A 13,623-nucleotide genomic window follows, 5' to 3' on the forward strand; every position below is an offset into this window, starting at 1 on the left:
GCGGGCGACAATCCACGAGCTTGTGTCTCTTCCAACGAGCCGATCGAGCACAAGTAAGTCGCATCTATATCTGTTATCGTCGAGAATAATTGCTTAGCGAGTCGTTTTCACGTCCAATCAATCTGGGGGGATGAAACATGCCTGACCGCAAGATTTTCACAAATAGCGTCATCCCGCTTCCTGATCATGTAGGCCTCACCCCAACAGGACTCATGATTAGCGCAATCGATCCTGCGACTTCGGAGCAGCCGGTCGACATTATGTTCTCGCTCGATACTCCGGATACGCTCCGCCAGGAACTCGAGGACAAGGTCGCCGCGGGCGAGACGATACCGGCGTCCGACCTGACGGCGAAATATGGCGGCGATGCGAAAGGCGCCAAGGATCTTGCCGACTGGCTAAAGGGGCAAGGCTTCACGATCGACGAAGTCGCTTCGGACAATAGCGCCGTCTATGCAAAAGGCCCTGTGTCCCTTGTCCAGCAGACGCTTCAGGTAAAAATGGTCCCGGTCGTTCGCGACGGCATCACCTACATGTCCGCGCAGAACGCTCCGAGCCTTCCGGCAGAGGTCGGCGCGTCTGTCCACGCGATCCTGGGCCTGCAACCATTCCGCAGAGCGCGAAAGCACTTCAGGGCCCATTTCTCCCGTTCGGCCGTCAACCGCGGATCGCTGTCCAGTACCGGGAAGCTGACGCCGAACGTCGCGAACAAGCCCCCTTACCTCGTTTCCGAGATTCTGAAGGCTTATGGGGGAGACGGCATCGGCGTCACCGGGAAGGGTCAGAGCATCGCGATCCTGATCGACACATTTCCCGATGACGGCGATCTGTCCGCCTTCTGGAAGGCCAACGGGCTCAAAATAAAGTCCTCGCAAGTCGTCAAGATCAACGTTGGCAACACTTCCTTGCCGACGCCGGAAGGAGAAGAGACACTCGATGTATGCTGGTCCGGGGGACTTGCACCGGGAGCCACGGTTCGGGTTTACGCATCAGGATCGCTCCAGTTCTCCGCGCTCGACAGGGCGCTCGACCGGATCATCAGCGACCTTCCCGCAAACCCGGGGCTGCGCCAGCTTTCTATCAGTCTCGGTCTTGGCGAGACTTACATGGGCGGACCGGATGGTGAAGTTGCCGCCCAGCACCTCCGCTTCCTGAAGCTTGCCGCTGCCGGCGTGAACGTTTTTGTGTCGACGGGTGATGCGGGATCCAACCCCGATGCGACCGGTCACAACCCTACCGGGCCCCTGCAGGCGGAATACGAATCCACGGACACGTCCGTCATTGCTGTGGGTGGGACCTCCCTGCAACTCGCGGCGGATGGAACTGTCGCTGCAGAAACAGCCTGGAGTGCGGGCGGAGGAGGACGAAGCGTCCTCTTCAAGCGCCAGGTCTGGCAGGTCGCACCGGGCGTTCCTTCCGGGTCGGATCGCCTGGTCCCGGATGTCTGCGCGGCCGCCGATCCAAACACTGGCGCCTTCCTTGTCCTGCACGGAAAGCCGATGGGAATTGGCGGGACCAGTTGGAGCGCCCCGATGTGGGCCGGGATCTGCGCCTTGATCAACGAAGCTCGCCAGAAAGCAGCCCTACCCTTTCTGCCGTTTCTCAATCCCAAAATCTACCCGATGGCCGGCAGTGCCGGGTTCCGGGACATCGTCGTGGGTTCGAACGGCGCCTACGGTGCGGCCGCCGGTTATGATCTGGTGACAGGATTGGGCGCGCCCAACATTGCCGGGTTGGTCGCGCAGCTGACGCAGCCTGTCGGCGCGGCGACGCCCCCAAAGTCGACGCCTTCAAAGCCGACTGCCGGGACGCTCAGAACCAAGAAGCCGTCTTCGAAAGCCAAACCGGCAGTACCCAAAACGAAGCGAGGCGGATGATACTCGTCTATCACCTGCCGACATCGCGGCAAAAAGCGGACCTCTGGGTCTACGATATGGGACCGAGCTAGCCTGCGCGATAGTCGACGCGGGAAGCTTGAGAAGCTCTATAATTCTTGCCTAACCATCATCCGAACAGGCCATGCAGAAACCAGTCCTGCTCGCCGGTCGCAGCGTCCATGCCGTCGCCCTGCCGGAACACCCAGTACCGCGCGCCCGTCTCGTCCTCGACGAGGAAATAGTCGCGCACGCTTAGCCATTCCGCCTCGCTTAAATGCCATTCGCCGTATATGCGCTCGGGGCCATCGGCTCGCTTCACGCGCCGGCGCACGCCGCGCCACACGAAATGAACAGGCGGATGGTCGGGCAAAAGCGCCATGGTTTCGATAGCCTCCGGCCTTGCGAACAGGCGTGCCGGTCGCGGCCAGCGCTGCGGCCAGCGCAGCAATGTCGGATCGGCCATCGGTGCGATCCGCATGACCGAACGCTCGGGGATATGGCTCTCCCGTGCGGTGACGCGGAACAATCGCTCCTCGCCGACACGATTGCCGAGGATATCGACGAGCGCCGAGACATCGGGAACGGCCTTTTCGTCGAGGCTCGACATCGCTCGCAGCCCCGGCGGCTCGATCACCGGCGCGGCCAGCACCATGCGCTCGATGCCAAACCCGGGATCGACCGTCTCGATCCTGTCGCACAGCAGCCGGGCAATCTGCTTTTTCTCGCGGCTCGCCTTGGCTAGCCCGGCGCGGATGGCCTGAACGGCATTGTCGACGCGGTGGAAGCGAAGATCGAGCCGGCGCGCACCAAGCCCTGCCTCCTCCAACAATTGACAGAGCGCATCAACCAGTTTGCGGGTGTAGCGCGCGATCGTCTCCGGGGCCCCGATCGGCTCGGCAAAGCGCCGCTCGACTTCGATCTGCCGCGGCGCCTCGACCGCTTCGAAGGGCTCGGACAGCCTCCCATAGATCTGGTCGAGCCGCCGACCGGGATCGGAGCCAAATCGCAAGGCGAGCGAGGCGCGGGGCATAGCCTCAAGTTCCCCGATCACCTCGATGCCCAGCGCGGCGAGGTTCTCGATTGCCTTGACCTCCAGGCGAAGGGCCGCGAGTGGCAGCCGCGCAACCGCCGCAACAAAGTCGGCCGGACCGATGACGGCAAGTCCTTCGGGGCGCAATATCTCACCTCCGAACCGGGCAAGCGCATGGGCAGCCCCGTACGTCGGTGCGCAGACGGCGCGCGCAGCGGTTTCCACTTCGGCGAGCCGGCGCAGCATGTCGGCTAGCAGCCCCCTGGCCCCGCCGTGACTGTGGGTTGCCCCAGTCACGTCGAGCATCAAGCCATCAGGCGGATCGAGCGCAATGAGCGGCGAGTATTTGCGAAGCGACCAGACCGCGAGGCGCTGCAGCGCCTCATCGTCTGCTTCACGGTCGGCATCCATGATCGGCAGATCGGGCACCAGCGCCTGCGCCTGGGTCACCGCCATCCCGATGTTGAGGCCAAGCACTCGCGCAGGCGCGCTCACCGCAGTCAGCACCCGGCGACGGCCTTCCATGCCCGCCAGGACCAGCGGCGCGTCAGGCGGCGGTGCTTGCCGCCCAAGCCTGCGCCGCAGCCGGTCGATCGGCCAGGTCGGCAGGAAGAGCGAGACGACCTGTCGCATCGCAGGATTCCAATAGAAAATCGGCGCTCTCGCCAGCCCGGCACCGGATGAGCTCGACGAACCAGCGGGGCCGCCCGACGCCGGGGACCGGCAAAACCTCGGAAGGAACCGCCGTCACCCGCCAGCGTGTCGCCGCCGCCGTCGGTTGCCCAAAATCGGCCGCATCCTGGCGCCTGCGCCAGCGGCGCAGCGCTATGCCGATCGAGCCGCTGGTTTCCGCAGCCAGAAGCAGGCGGCGAGAGACGGGCATCGAAAGCCGCGACACTTCCGCAACGACGCCGCCCAGCCCGCCATGGCGCAGCCCCTCTTCGAAGCAGGCGAGCACCGAATTTTCGTCCTGCGCTTCGAGATAGATGACACGGTCGGGATCGAGCCCGGCCTGAGCAATGGCCGGTGCGAAGAGATCGGCCTTGGTCATGCACCAAAGGATCTTGCCTTCGGCGCGCGCCATGATGCCGGCCGCAAACAAGGCAGCCGCCGCGCCGTCGGTCACCCCCTGGGCGCCGCCGGCTACCTCATGGAGTGCACCCAGCGCGAGCCCTCCGCCCGGCAGCTTGGCATCGAGCGCTTCAAGCCCGAAGGGCAATACCTCGCGCGCGCGCCTGTCCCCGCCTTCGATCTCGGCGATCCGGGTGCGCAGGGCATCAATGCGAGATGGCGACCCTCGCGCCGTCATGAAGGGCCTCCTTTGTGGCTCTGCGTGGGAAATTATGTTCTTATTTTGTTCCATTCCATCCAAGAGTCAACGCCGCGCCTGGAACGTGGCAGCGCTCGACGAGGAAAGGGCCCAGATTTCAGGCAAAAAAGGCAGCGAATTTTCCTGCCGCGACGATGCCCGTCGGCTCCTATTTTGGCCAGCGTCAAATCCGCTGGCGGCTGAGGAACGGCCGAATCGGAATGCGCCCGCCGCCGGCAGTGATTACTCGCTTTTCCGCCCCTTCCCGCAGGCGTAGAATTGGCTTTGAAAGGACGCTGTCATCTGCAACCTCTATCGCCTGACGACGCCGGCCAGCGCCATCGCAGCCCTCTTCGACACTGAGGCTCCACTTGGAGCCAACTATCTCGAGGTTGTCGCGCCAACGGATCCCGGCCTGGTCATCGCGCAAAACCAGGTTCGGGCGATGGCTTGGGGATACCCTCGCATCGATGCGAGCATTGTAACCGGCCAACCCCTCAAGCCGCATCCGGTCTACAACACACGCACGGATAAAATCGGCTCTAAGTTCTGGCGCGGTAGCTTCGCGCGCCGTCGCTGCCTTGTCCCGCTGAACGCATGGGCTGAAGCGGAAGGCGAAAAGGGCCGGATGACCCGTACGTGGTTCTCTCTGCCCAACGAAGAAGTATTCGCGATCGCCGGAATTTGGCAACGCAGTGACGAATGGGCGCACGTCTTCTCGATGATGACGGTTCGCGCGCACGAGGCAATGTCGGACCTTAATGACCGCATGCCGGTGGTCTTGCGCCGCGAGGACTGGGCGACCTGGACCGAGGGCTCGCCCACCGCCGCTCACGCGCTTTGCAAGCCTTGGGAGGCAGAGTTGCTGCGCGAACCTTCCGACGAGCCTTGGTCCGACAAGAAGGCGGAAAAGCCGCCTGCTCAGTCGCACCAGTTATCGTTGCCACTGTAGGTGGAGATCACGCGATAAGGCGTACCAACCGGGGAAGCGCAAGCGCCGCCCCGAGCGGACCAGCTTCAATGTAAGCTTTCAATGGAAACGCTCCCGTCGTTCGGAGGACGGACGGAAACCCTCCGCCAATAACGCGTTGATGAGGGCCTGCCCCGCCCTTTCGACGGCCTGCTTGTTTCCTGCAATATTCACGGCCTGCCGATAACGCTGCGCTGCACGTTCGCTTTCCATCAAAGCCACGTACAACAAGAAACGACAAGCACGACCGATGATGCATCCGGATTGGCGGCGCTTCGCGGAGGCAGCACCTACGACCGCCGCCAGGCCCCGATCACGAGATTTCCGGTCCCGATCGTCCGCGACCGAACTGCCAGTTGATACCGGCCTCGCGCATGATCCCGCCGGCCTCCTGTCCAAGCTGTTTCTCAAGCTCCGGCCGCCATGGAACCAAAGTGAATTCGCGGCTGTGCTCGATGAGTGCGAAGCGCCCCGAAATACCATCGATCCTGCGGCTCACCTTGCCTTCGATCCAATCGCCGGCCTTCGCCTCCGAGAACTCCTTCCCCAGCTCCCCGGAAAGACGCTCGGCGATCCGGAGCAATTCGCGCCGCTGAAGCAACGCCAGGGCATTCTGCCGCAATCTGACGCCGCTGGGAGAAGTATCGGCCAAATCTTGCTCGACCAGCCACTGGCGCCGCTGGTCCAGGCCCGCGCGCACTTCGCGTCCGAACCCCGCATCGCGCATTACCAGTCCCGAAGGCGAGGCAAGTTCGCGATCAAGCCATGTTGCCGCTTCCATGCCGGACATTCGCTCCACCGATCCCGATCCCAGGACCTCGATGGCAACGGGCCGGGAAGTGACATCGCGCTGCTCGAAGCGTTCTGCGACTTCCAGATGCTCTGCGGAAATACGCCAACTTCCATCGGCCTCGCGGGTGACATCGAACCGCGCCCGCCGCATCGCCTCAAGTCTGCGCACATGCGTTTCGGCGAAAGCCTGACTGACCGAGCGATCGTAACGCTGATGCCGCGCGATCGAATACCGCCCCTCATTGGCCTGCGATACCGCCAGCACATTCCGATCGATATCCCGAACTGCAGCTATCCGAGGGCTGACCCGCACAACAGCATCGCGCGGCAACTGCTCGACCGCTGTTGACGGTCCAATGTCGATGTAGTGCGAACGTCCATCGACACCGTCGACCAGCAGAAAATGACGATCGCGATGCTCGTCTGCTAGCCCGCGACAAATGACCCTGCCGACAAGCGGCCCAACGTCCGGCGAATAGATGCGCTGGTCCTGTCGTTCCAGCCTGGCGCGTGTGATTTCGCGCTGCATCAGGCGGATGATGTCGCCGCGCTCACCCATCGCCCTCAGGGTTTCATCGAGCCGATCGGCAAGCTGCCAACGCCCGTCACCTAACTCCGCCGCGAGATCCATCCGCTTCAACGCCTGAAGTCGTCCGGTCTCAAGTGCCTGGAAAAATGGATCGCGATCGTGCGGTGAGACGCACCGATCGGCGTCCATCCTACCGATAAGACGGCGGTCCAGGCTGGTAAGACGCTCCTGCTCCATTTCCTGACGAAGCCGCACCTCGATTTCTTGGTCTGCGCGGGGCCCGAGATCGAGCGACATGAGTTCAACGGCGCGCTCACGGAAACCATGGGCAATGTAGTCCCGCGCGATGACGAGATCCTTGCCCCGGTCGTCGATCCCGCGAAGCACGATATGCGTGTGAGGATGGCCGGTGTTGTGGTGGTCGACGGCGACCCATTCCAGCTTGGTTCCAAGGTCCTCCTCGACCTGGTTCATGAGCCGGCGGATGTAGGGCTTCAGATCTCCATATTGGTCGCCGTCTTCGGCCGAGACGATGAAGCGGAATTGGTGCCGGTCGTCCTTGGAGTGATCGAGGAATTCAGCGCCATCCACGCGGTCGCTATCGGGCCCGTAAAGCACGCCCCGCTCGCCCTCCTTCGTCACACCGTCGCGCTGGATGTAGTGGAGGTGCGCCCTGAGGGCACTCGCGCTACCGCTACGCACCTTGACGAGCCTTGTCTTCACGACGACGCGGCGGGCCCGATATCCCGCCAGCCGGTCTCGCCCCGAAAGCGCGCGCCCGAGCACCGCGCCCCGGCCGATACGGCTGCCAACGAACTTGCCGCCCTTCTTCCCGCCGCCGATCAGCCCCGCTGCGACGGCAACGCGGGTCGCGTATTTGATCGCTTTCCTACCGCTTGCATCGCGCTGCCGGCCAAGGCGCGGCTCGAAATCGTCGTCGAAATCCATGCAAAGCCTCCCGAAACGGCATGTCTCGCTACAGTCTCGTCACCAACCCTACAGTCTCGTAGAAAAACGATGTGCAGACAGAAACTTAAGCGTGTCGCGAGACACGCCTTCAATCTTGTCGTCCGCCACTTTTCCTCCTCTCAGCCCCTTCCCGATCAATTCAACCAACCTGCCTGTCCCAACCCTGTGACCAGCTGCCAGGTACAGATCGGTCACCGGCAAATCGACGGGGCAGCACCGGTCAGGCACTGCCCCATCCATTGTGCAAACCTCTAGTGGGCCTGCGCACTCGCCATCTCGGCAGCCGCACGCTTCGCAAAATTGCGCCGGGCAATGAGGCCGACCGGATCGCCATCGCCATCGATGATGAGCGTGGCGGCAAACCAGCGGCGCCCCAGTCGTCCCAGGACCGCGACCCGATCCAGATCGAACGCATCATCCTCGCCAAGGCCTTCGTAGCGCCCGAGCCAGCGCTCCGAGATACGTGCATCCCAGAGGAAATCGCTTTCCTCCGCGTCGATAAAACGCTGCGCCAGGGCGTGTCCTGCGCCTACTCCGAACTCGATTTCGAGCCCGTGAACGAGGCTCGCGAAAACATCGTTATGGTGTGCGGCAATGGTGCGATCGATCTGCATGATGAAGCTCCTCGCGTGACCGTTCCCGTGACTGAGAACGACCTTACGAAGACGGGCGCCGGGCGGTCTGTCAGGGCCGCAGGGCTTTAGCCCTGCGCCGCGAAGCGGACGTGGGGGGAACCGATTTGCGAAGCAAATTGGGGGGTACCCGCGGGCCTTGATAGACTGTTCGGCGCCCGTCACACTGCGACATCTCAGACGAGCATTCCTACCTCTCGTCTGGGCTCAACCTCTCAGTGGGCGTCGTTACGAACCGCGAACAATGGGTCGCGTACAGGCGGCCGAACGGGAGTTTTGCCGCCTCCGTCCACCACTTCCCCACCTGTTTGCCCCAGCTTGTCCGCCGATTTCTCCACAGGGGTTTGGGCAGCCCGCGTGGTCCCGACAAAAAGCGGCGGCGCTTGCGGCAAAGCGGGGGCGTCACTCCCGCTTATCGCGGCCAGATAGGCCACGGTTTCACTCGGTAATGGCGCGCCGGAGAGATACTTTTCATAGCGCGCCGGCCCCGCATTGTAGGCAGCAAACAGGCCCGGATATCCGAAGCGGTCGTAGAGCAGTCGCAGGTAAAATGTCCCGGCAAGGATGTTGTCGCGCGGGTTGTCGGGATCGTTACCGAGCAACAGGCGGGCGCGCATATCCGCCCAGGTCCCGGGCATGAGTTGCATGAGGCCAATAGCGCCTTTGGGACTGCGGATCGGCGCATCACCGATCTGCGGTCGGCCCCGGCTCTCGGCCCAGATCACCTTCCTTATCCAGGCCGTCGGCACGCCGAAGCGAGCCGACGCCTCTTCGATATGGGGCTGCCAGCGCTCCAGATCCTGGGCGCGGACAGGGCTTGCCGCGATGATCGTCGCGGCGACGATCATCGCTTTCAGCGCTCCCATAACAGATAGGCCTGACCGATGATGTCCGAGCTGAGGCTTATCCCGAAATACCGCCCGTCAAAGGAATCGGGGCTGGCCGTCATGAGGAGAAAATATTCACCGCGAGCGAGCACGCGGCACCCTTCCCACCAGGGCATGGGTCGGCCTTTCCCATCGCGCGCCTTGCGTACGACCAGTGGAACGCCGTCGAGAAAAATCTCGTTTCCCAGTGCACAAACCTCGCGTCCCGGATAGCCGACGACGCGCTTCACCAATGGTACGTTCGAGGGAATATAACGGCGCGAGGCGGCAAGGTCGCGCCAGGGGCGGGGCATGCGGACAATCACCATATCGCCCGGAAGCGGGTCGCTTCCCGGCGATACCAGGTAAAGGCCCATCGGCGCGCTGGGACTGGCATTCCAGAGAAGGCGCGGTGCAGGCGGGAAGGCCAAGGTTGCACCCAGCAGGCTGCCCGCGAAAGCGATGCCAAGCACCAAGGCTCGCCGCCTTCGATAACGGCTCCATCGGGTCTTCCAGGCCTCGACAACTGGCAGGATCGGCGCGTCATTGCCGGCGACGTCGGGCCCGTTCATCGGCGGAAGGCCCGGTCGGAGTTCGCCTCACTCCAGGCGTTGAGATCGTCGATGTGGTACTGGATGAAACGGCAGTGGCGCCGGAAGATCGGCCCACCCCCATTGCGCCGATATCGCAGAAGCAGGCGGATCGAGATGCCGAGATAAGCGGCTGCCTGCGGCGTGTTGAGGAAAGGCGAACCGCGCTTCGCAGCCCGCGCCCGATCGATCTCGTCGGAGTTTTCCATGGTGTCCCTTCCGTGCGCCGGGCGACACGTTGTCGCCCTGGGGGACACTCAAATGAGGGACAATCCATGCTTCAGGCAGGGTCGAATTCGGCTATAGGTAAATTCGACTCCCCCCGGCCCGACGGCTTCGCCATGAGCCATCAATATGACGATGGCGCCTTTCTGGGTCGCTGGCGTTTCGATCATGACAAACTGAGCTGACAGATCGTATTCCAGGGTTCGAAAAATGGCGAGGAAGCGATTGTCAGCTACACGCTCATTCGCGAGAAATGCCGCGCAAATTGACCGCCGAGACTTTGCCGTTCCTTGCGATCAATATCTGATAGAAAATCTGCTGATCGGCCGTCAGCGTCCACATTCCGGATGCGATCACAGCCGAGATATGGACGAAACAGTCGGGCCCGCCATCGAGCGGCGCGATGAAGCCATAGCCTTTTCGGGTGTCGAAATTCAGAACTTTCCCCCGTGGCATCTGCCCAGCCTTTCAACCTGCAGCAAAGGTGAGCCGCAGTCCCCAAGGAAGACAAGTCTGTTAGTTGACGATTGTTGCAAGCCGGAATTCACAAGGGTCATTTTTCTGCAGACCCAGTACGATTTTCAGCCTTCAGATGCTGGAAATTCGCTTTTCCGCAATGGTTTGAACCGCGGCTTGGAGCGTCTGTACCCGGTCAAAAGCCCAGTCGAGTTCGGCGTCGCTGATCGAGTAGCGGGGTGAATAACGGCCTTTGATGTAAGCGAGGTGCAGGAGCTCGAAACACCGCATGGAAAACTTGTCATCGCGCGGCCAGATCGGGATCAGTTCACGCGCGACGTTCTCGGCCCGGGCGCGCAGGAATTTGAGGTGGTGTGAGAGCGAGCAGTGGAGGGTCTTGACCGCAAGAACGGCCTGATACGATTGCTCGGCGGCCTGATGAAGCTGGAACGCGGCATGGCTATTCGCTCCGCGCGTTAGTGCAAAATCCGCCATATCGAGGAAGATTTTGGCGCTGTCGAACCACTGGTGGAAAAGCTGCTGGGTTTGCTGGCGAAGTTCGTCTCGGCTGAGCTTCTTGGGTATCTCGAACTGTGTCGAGCTGCACTGGTAGAGGGCTATCCCCTTGTACAGCAGGTCCACGAAGAACGGGCGTCCGTGACCAAGTTGCCTGGTGAAGTCATCCAGCGAATGGACGACCAGATTTGGCAGGGCCGATATGCGTTTGGCTATCGAATGTTCGCGCGCGAGCGCGTCCTTCGCCTTGCTCCAATGGTCAACTTCGTCGGCGAGCCGCTCATGGTTGACGACGACCAGGATATCGTAATCCCATGCGTGGCCCTCGCTGTGAGAGGCGGTCCAATCGGCACGGGCGTAGGCGCCGTAAAGAATGACGCTCAGGATCCGCCCCCGCCTCTTCCACGGCTGTGTTCCCCGAGCAATCACGTCCTCGAACTCGGAGAAAATGATCTGCACAACCCGCTCGAGGTCACGTCGATGCTGATCTGGCAAATGGTCGAGATCGGTCCTCATAATCCCCCCGGCTTTGGAAAAGTCCGCAGCAGAGACGCCGATCATCGAGAAACACCCCCAGCAGGTGTTCGTTTTTTAATCCAGCGACTTGCCCAGATGCCTTTCGCAGATCGCTTTGACTTCGGTTTCGAGCAGTTCGATGCGCTCGACCAGCCACTCGAGTTCCACGTCGCGGATGACGTAATGCGGCGAGTACCGCCCCTTGACGTAGGCCTGATAGAGCAGTTCCCAGCAGCGATTGGCGAACTTGGTATCGCGCGGCCAGATCGGGATCAGGTCGCGGGCGATGTCCTCTGCTCGCCCGCGTAGATACTTCAGGTTATGCGACTTGGGGCTGTAGAGTTTCAGGACCAGCAGCACTGTGTGGTAGAAGTTCTCTGTGGCTTGGTGGAGCTGGAATGCGGCTACGTTGCTCATTCCGCCGGCGATGCCGAGTTTTCCAAGTACCAGGAACTGCTGCGCGGTGCTGTACCACTGCTTGAAATGGTTCTCGGCTTCGATGTGTGCCACAGCGGTATCGAGTGGCTTGGGCAATTCGAACTGCTGGGCCTCAAGCTCGTACAGCACGATGCCTTCACGCACGACATCGACGAAGAACGGTCGGCTACGCGAAAGCTGGAAGTTCGCGTCCGCCATCGAATGGACGGTCAGGCCGACCGGCGCCGAGATCAAATTCATGATGTCGTATGCCCGGTTGAGGTGATCCTTCGCCTTGCCCCAGTATTCGGCCTCATCCGCGAGGCGTTCGTCGTTCACCACGACAAGGATGTCGTAATCGGAATAGTACCGGCCGACGGGATCCGCGACCCAGTCGCCGCGCGCATAGGAGCCGTAGAGGATCACTTTCATGATCCGTCCCTGCTTCTTCCAGCCCTGCGTGGCGAGCCCCAGGACATCCTCGAATTCAGCGAAGACAATCTCCACCACGCGCTTCAGGTCGCGGCGCTTTTCTTCTGGAAGGTGATCGAGATCCGACTTCATAATCGGCTGATTCTAGACGAGTTCCGGGTAAGGACAACACTCGTTTTGCGCATCCGCCAGGAAATCCCCGCGCCGTTTCCGGCGCGGGGAAGGTGCCAGTCCGAGCGGTCAGTCGGCCGGATTCCAGATGATGGCGTAGCTGTCTTCATCATCCTGCCCGGCAGCACGCCCGAGATTGGCGTAGAGCCGGCGCGGCCCGAATTCCGGCGCGGCGAGGCTCAGCGAGACGTAGTCGTTGCCGGACGCCTCGCTGCGGCGCAGCCAGCCGGCACCGACTTCGACGCCGGAGGACGTTACCCGGTAATCGGGCTGTGCGTCGGAGGTCTTGCGGGAGTTGGGAGCGATCTCGATTTCGGCGCGGATCGAGAGGGTGCGAAGCTGGCCCTTGAAGCTGCGGCCATCGCGGGTGACATATCCGATTGCGGGCATTTCATGATCTCCTTGGCATTGCTCGCTCCGGACCATTTCCGGGCGATGGGCAGACCAAGGGGACAGTTGCAGCGCCTCCGCGAACCGGAGGCCGGCAGCTTTAGTGCCGGACCGGAGCGACGAGCTTATTTGAACGCGCAAGCGGGCGCGAGGAGACCGCCTCCGGCGGGCGGGGAAATAAGCGGGGCGCGATGGTTTTGCGGGGGCGCGACTGTTCCAGGTCGCTGCCCTCCCACCCGGAATGGGCCGAGGTCGATGCCCGGGTGATCCCCAATACAGCGCAAGATCGCCGCCAGCAGCCCAAGCTTTCAGAAGGCCGCCAAAGCCCAGCGAATCTTACAAAAAATGAACGCTCTTTCAAGGAAACCGGTGTCGCAAGAAGTCGTTCGGAGAAATCGGAGTACTCAAAAGCAAAATGCGGCAGACCGGCTTTCGCGCGAAACGTTCCAACGCAAACCGGCTCAGCAGTTATGCACTCCGAAAGTATCGAGACCCGCAGGCACCAATACGCTGCAAATACCTGGGGGCAGGTTGGAGGAAGCGGATGAAGATCTACACGCTGAGCTTTAGCGATGATGGACATGGCGTCGCCCGGCGCCTCGAATTCAAGGCCGAAGATCTGATGGGAGCGCTCATCATCGCGCACCGCGAGGCGGCGCGCCGCAGCGCCGAACTCTGGGAAGGGGCAATGAAGCTCTGCACCATCCGCAAGCCGGCCGAAGTAGCCGCAAGTTTCAATCAATATGCGTTCTGATCGCGGCAAATGCCGAATGGCGGGTTCGTAAAGGGACCGCCTCGGGGGGCGGTGAGACGGTCCCCCCACAAAGTGGCTCGCGGCCCTGAATGGGGGGCACCGGGCCGCGCCCGAGCGCCTAGCGGCTCTGCCCAGTACGGCAACGAGGTGGCGACAGGGCGTTCCCGAAACGAGGCATAATG

15 protein-coding genes are annotated in these 13,623 nt (G+C 62.1%); 3 read left to right on the top strand and 12 right to left on the bottom strand.

Going from position 1 to position 13,623, the window contains the following annotated elements:
* Positions 1 to 137 precede the first annotated feature (137 nt).
* Positions 138 to 1,877 (top strand): S53 family peptidase, encoded by a 1,740-nt coding sequence (locus AC1VVK_RS24855; RefSeq protein WP_482905824.1) that lies wholly within the window; start codon positions 138 to 140, stop codon positions 1,875 to 1,877.
* 127 nt (positions 1,878 to 2,004) lie between these two features.
* On the opposite strand, the gene AC1VVK_RS24860 is transcribed toward AC1VVK_RS24855, so the two are convergent.
* Together AC1VVK_RS24860 and AC1VVK_RS24865 are read right to left on the bottom strand one after the other, a co-directional pair.
* Positions 2,005 to 3,540: a Y-family DNA polymerase gene (locus AC1VVK_RS24860; protein ID WP_482905825.1), complete on the bottom strand. Its 1,536-nt coding sequence runs from the start codon at positions 3,538 to 3,540 to the stop codon at positions 2,005 to 2,007.
* Positions 3,455 to 4,216 carry an ImuA family protein gene (locus AC1VVK_RS24865; protein WP_482905826.1) on the bottom strand — a complete coding sequence of 254 codons (762 nt, stop codon included), beginning with the start codon at positions 4,214 to 4,216 and terminating at the stop codon, positions 3,455 to 3,457. The genes AC1VVK_RS24860 and AC1VVK_RS24865 overlap by 86 nt, the downstream gene beginning before the upstream one ends.
* A 340-nt stretch (positions 4,217 to 4,556) precedes the next feature.
* On the opposite strand from AC1VVK_RS24865, the gene AC1VVK_RS24870 reads away from it, so the two are divergent.
* Positions 4,557 to 5,168 (top strand): SOS response-associated peptidase, encoded by a 612-nt coding sequence (locus AC1VVK_RS24870; protein ID WP_482906774.1) that lies wholly within the window; start codon positions 4,557 to 4,559, stop codon positions 5,166 to 5,168.
* Positions 5,169 to 5,246: 78 nt separating this feature from the next.
* On the opposite strand, the gene AC1VVK_RS24875 is transcribed toward AC1VVK_RS24870, so the two are convergent.
* The 10 genes from AC1VVK_RS24875 to AC1VVK_RS24920 form a co-directional block, all read right to left on the bottom strand.
* Positions 5,247 to 5,399, bottom strand: coding sequence for a hypothetical protein (locus AC1VVK_RS24875; protein WP_482905827.1), 153 nt, complete (start codon positions 5,397 to 5,399; stop codon positions 5,247 to 5,249).
* A gap of 100 nt (positions 5,400 to 5,499) precedes the next feature.
* The gene (gene rlxS, locus AC1VVK_RS24880) at positions 5,500 to 7,455 is read right to left on the bottom strand and encodes a relaxase/mobilization nuclease RlxS (RefSeq protein WP_482905828.1); all 1,956 of its coding nucleotides are present in this window, start codon (positions 7,453 to 7,455) and stop codon (positions 5,500 to 5,502) included.
* Between the two features lie 272 nt (positions 7,456 to 7,727).
* A complete protein-coding gene (locus tag AC1VVK_RS24885) occupies positions 7,728 to 8,090 on the bottom strand; it encodes a hypothetical protein (protein ID WP_482905829.1) in 363 nt (120 codons plus the stop codon).
* Between the two features lie 233 nt (positions 8,091 to 8,323).
* On the bottom strand, positions 8,324 to 8,956 hold the full coding sequence (locus tag AC1VVK_RS24890; protein WP_482905830.1) for a lytic transglycosylase domain-containing protein: 633 nt from the start codon (positions 8,954 to 8,956) through the stop codon (positions 8,324 to 8,326).
* 5 nt (positions 8,957 to 8,961) lie between these two features.
* On the bottom strand, positions 8,962 to 9,546 hold the full coding sequence (locus AC1VVK_RS24895; RefSeq protein WP_482905831.1) for a S26 family signal peptidase: 585 nt from the start codon (positions 9,544 to 9,546) through the stop codon (positions 8,962 to 8,964).
* The gene (locus tag AC1VVK_RS24900) at positions 9,543 to 9,773 is read right to left on the bottom strand and encodes a helix-turn-helix domain-containing protein (RefSeq protein WP_482905832.1); all 231 of its coding nucleotides are present in this window, start codon (positions 9,771 to 9,773) and stop codon (positions 9,543 to 9,545) included. Before AC1VVK_RS24900 ends, AC1VVK_RS24895 begins: the two co-directional genes overlap by 4 nt.
* 256 nt (positions 9,774 to 10,029) lie before the next feature.
* On the bottom strand, positions 10,030 to 10,245 hold the full coding sequence (locus AC1VVK_RS24905; protein WP_482905833.1) for a cold-shock protein: 216 nt from the start codon (positions 10,243 to 10,245) through the stop codon (positions 10,030 to 10,032).
* A gap of 132 nt (positions 10,246 to 10,377) precedes the next feature.
* The gene (locus tag AC1VVK_RS24910) at positions 10,378 to 11,322 is read right to left on the bottom strand and encodes a nucleotidyltransferase and HEPN domain-containing protein (protein ID WP_482905834.1); all 945 of its coding nucleotides are present in this window, start codon (positions 11,320 to 11,322) and stop codon (positions 10,378 to 10,380) included.
* A gap of 30 nt (positions 11,323 to 11,352) precedes the next feature.
* On the bottom strand, positions 11,353 to 12,258 hold the full coding sequence (locus tag AC1VVK_RS24915; protein ID WP_482905835.1) for a HEPN domain-containing protein: 906 nt from the start codon (positions 12,256 to 12,258) through the stop codon (positions 11,353 to 11,355).
* Between the two features lie 108 nt (positions 12,259 to 12,366).
* Positions 12,367 to 12,687, bottom strand: a complete 321-nt coding sequence (locus AC1VVK_RS24920; RefSeq protein WP_482905836.1) for a DUF736 domain-containing protein — start codon at positions 12,685 to 12,687, stop codon at positions 12,367 to 12,369.
* A 544-nt stretch (positions 12,688 to 13,231) separates the two neighbouring features.
* Between AC1VVK_RS24920 and AC1VVK_RS24925 the strand changes: the two genes are divergently transcribed.
* Complete coding sequence (locus AC1VVK_RS24925) at positions 13,232 to 13,441, top strand: hypothetical protein (protein ID WP_482905837.1); 210 nt, start codon at positions 13,232 to 13,234, stop codon at positions 13,439 to 13,441.
* The last annotated feature ends 182 nt before the right edge of the window (positions 13,442 to 13,623 follow it).

It is taken from the genome of Novosphingobium sp. BL-S-32, from assembly GCF_056857055.1.

Bases quoted from the DNA above. Each gene is read 5' to 3' on its own strand.
- AC1VVK_RS24855 (WP_482905824.1), top strand. From the start codon at position 138: ATGCCTGACCGCAAGATTTTCACAAATAGCGTCATCCCGCTTCCTGAT.
- AC1VVK_RS24860 (WP_482905825.1), bottom strand. From the start codon at position 3,540: ATGCGACAGGTCGTCTCGCTCTTCCTGCCGACCTGGCCGATCGACCGG.
- AC1VVK_RS24865 (WP_482905826.1), bottom strand. From the start codon at position 4,216: ATGACGGCGCGAGGGTCGCCATCTCGCATTGATGCCCTGCGCACCCGG.
- AC1VVK_RS24875 (WP_482905827.1), bottom strand. From the start codon at position 5,399: ATGGAAAGCGAACGTGCAGCGCAGCGTTATCGGCAGGCCGTGAATATT.
- rlxS (WP_482905828.1), bottom strand. From the start codon at position 7,455: ATGGATTTCGACGACGATTTCGAGCCGCGCCTTGGCCGGCAGCGCGAT.
- AC1VVK_RS24885 (WP_482905829.1), bottom strand. From the start codon at position 8,090: ATGCAGATCGATCGCACCATTGCCGCACACCATAACGATGTTTTCGCG.
- AC1VVK_RS24890 (WP_482905830.1), bottom strand. From the start codon at position 8,956: ATGATCGTCGCCGCGACGATCATCGCGGCAAGCCCTGTCCGCGCCCAG.
- AC1VVK_RS24895 (WP_482905831.1), bottom strand. From the start codon at position 9,546: ATGAACGGGCCCGACGTCGCCGGCAATGACGCGCCGATCCTGCCAGTT.
- AC1VVK_RS24900 (WP_482905832.1), bottom strand. From the start codon at position 9,773: ATGGAAAACTCCGACGAGATCGATCGGGCGCGGGCTGCGAAGCGCGGT.
- AC1VVK_RS24905 (WP_482905833.1), bottom strand. From the start codon at position 10,245: ATGCCACGGGGGAAAGTTCTGAATTTCGACACCCGAAAAGGCTATGGC.
- AC1VVK_RS24910 (WP_482905834.1), bottom strand. From the start codon at position 11,322: ATGATCGGCGTCTCTGCTGCGGACTTTTCCAAAGCCGGGGGGATTATG.
- AC1VVK_RS24915 (WP_482905835.1), bottom strand. From the start codon at position 12,258: ATGAAGTCGGATCTCGATCACCTTCCAGAAGAAAAGCGCCGCGACCTG.
- AC1VVK_RS24920 (WP_482905836.1), bottom strand. From the start codon at position 12,687: ATGCCCGCAATCGGATATGTCACCCGCGATGGCCGCAGCTTCAAGGGC.
- AC1VVK_RS24925 (WP_482905837.1), top strand. From the start codon at position 13,232: ATGAAGATCTACACGCTGAGCTTTAGCGATGATGGACATGGCGTCGCC.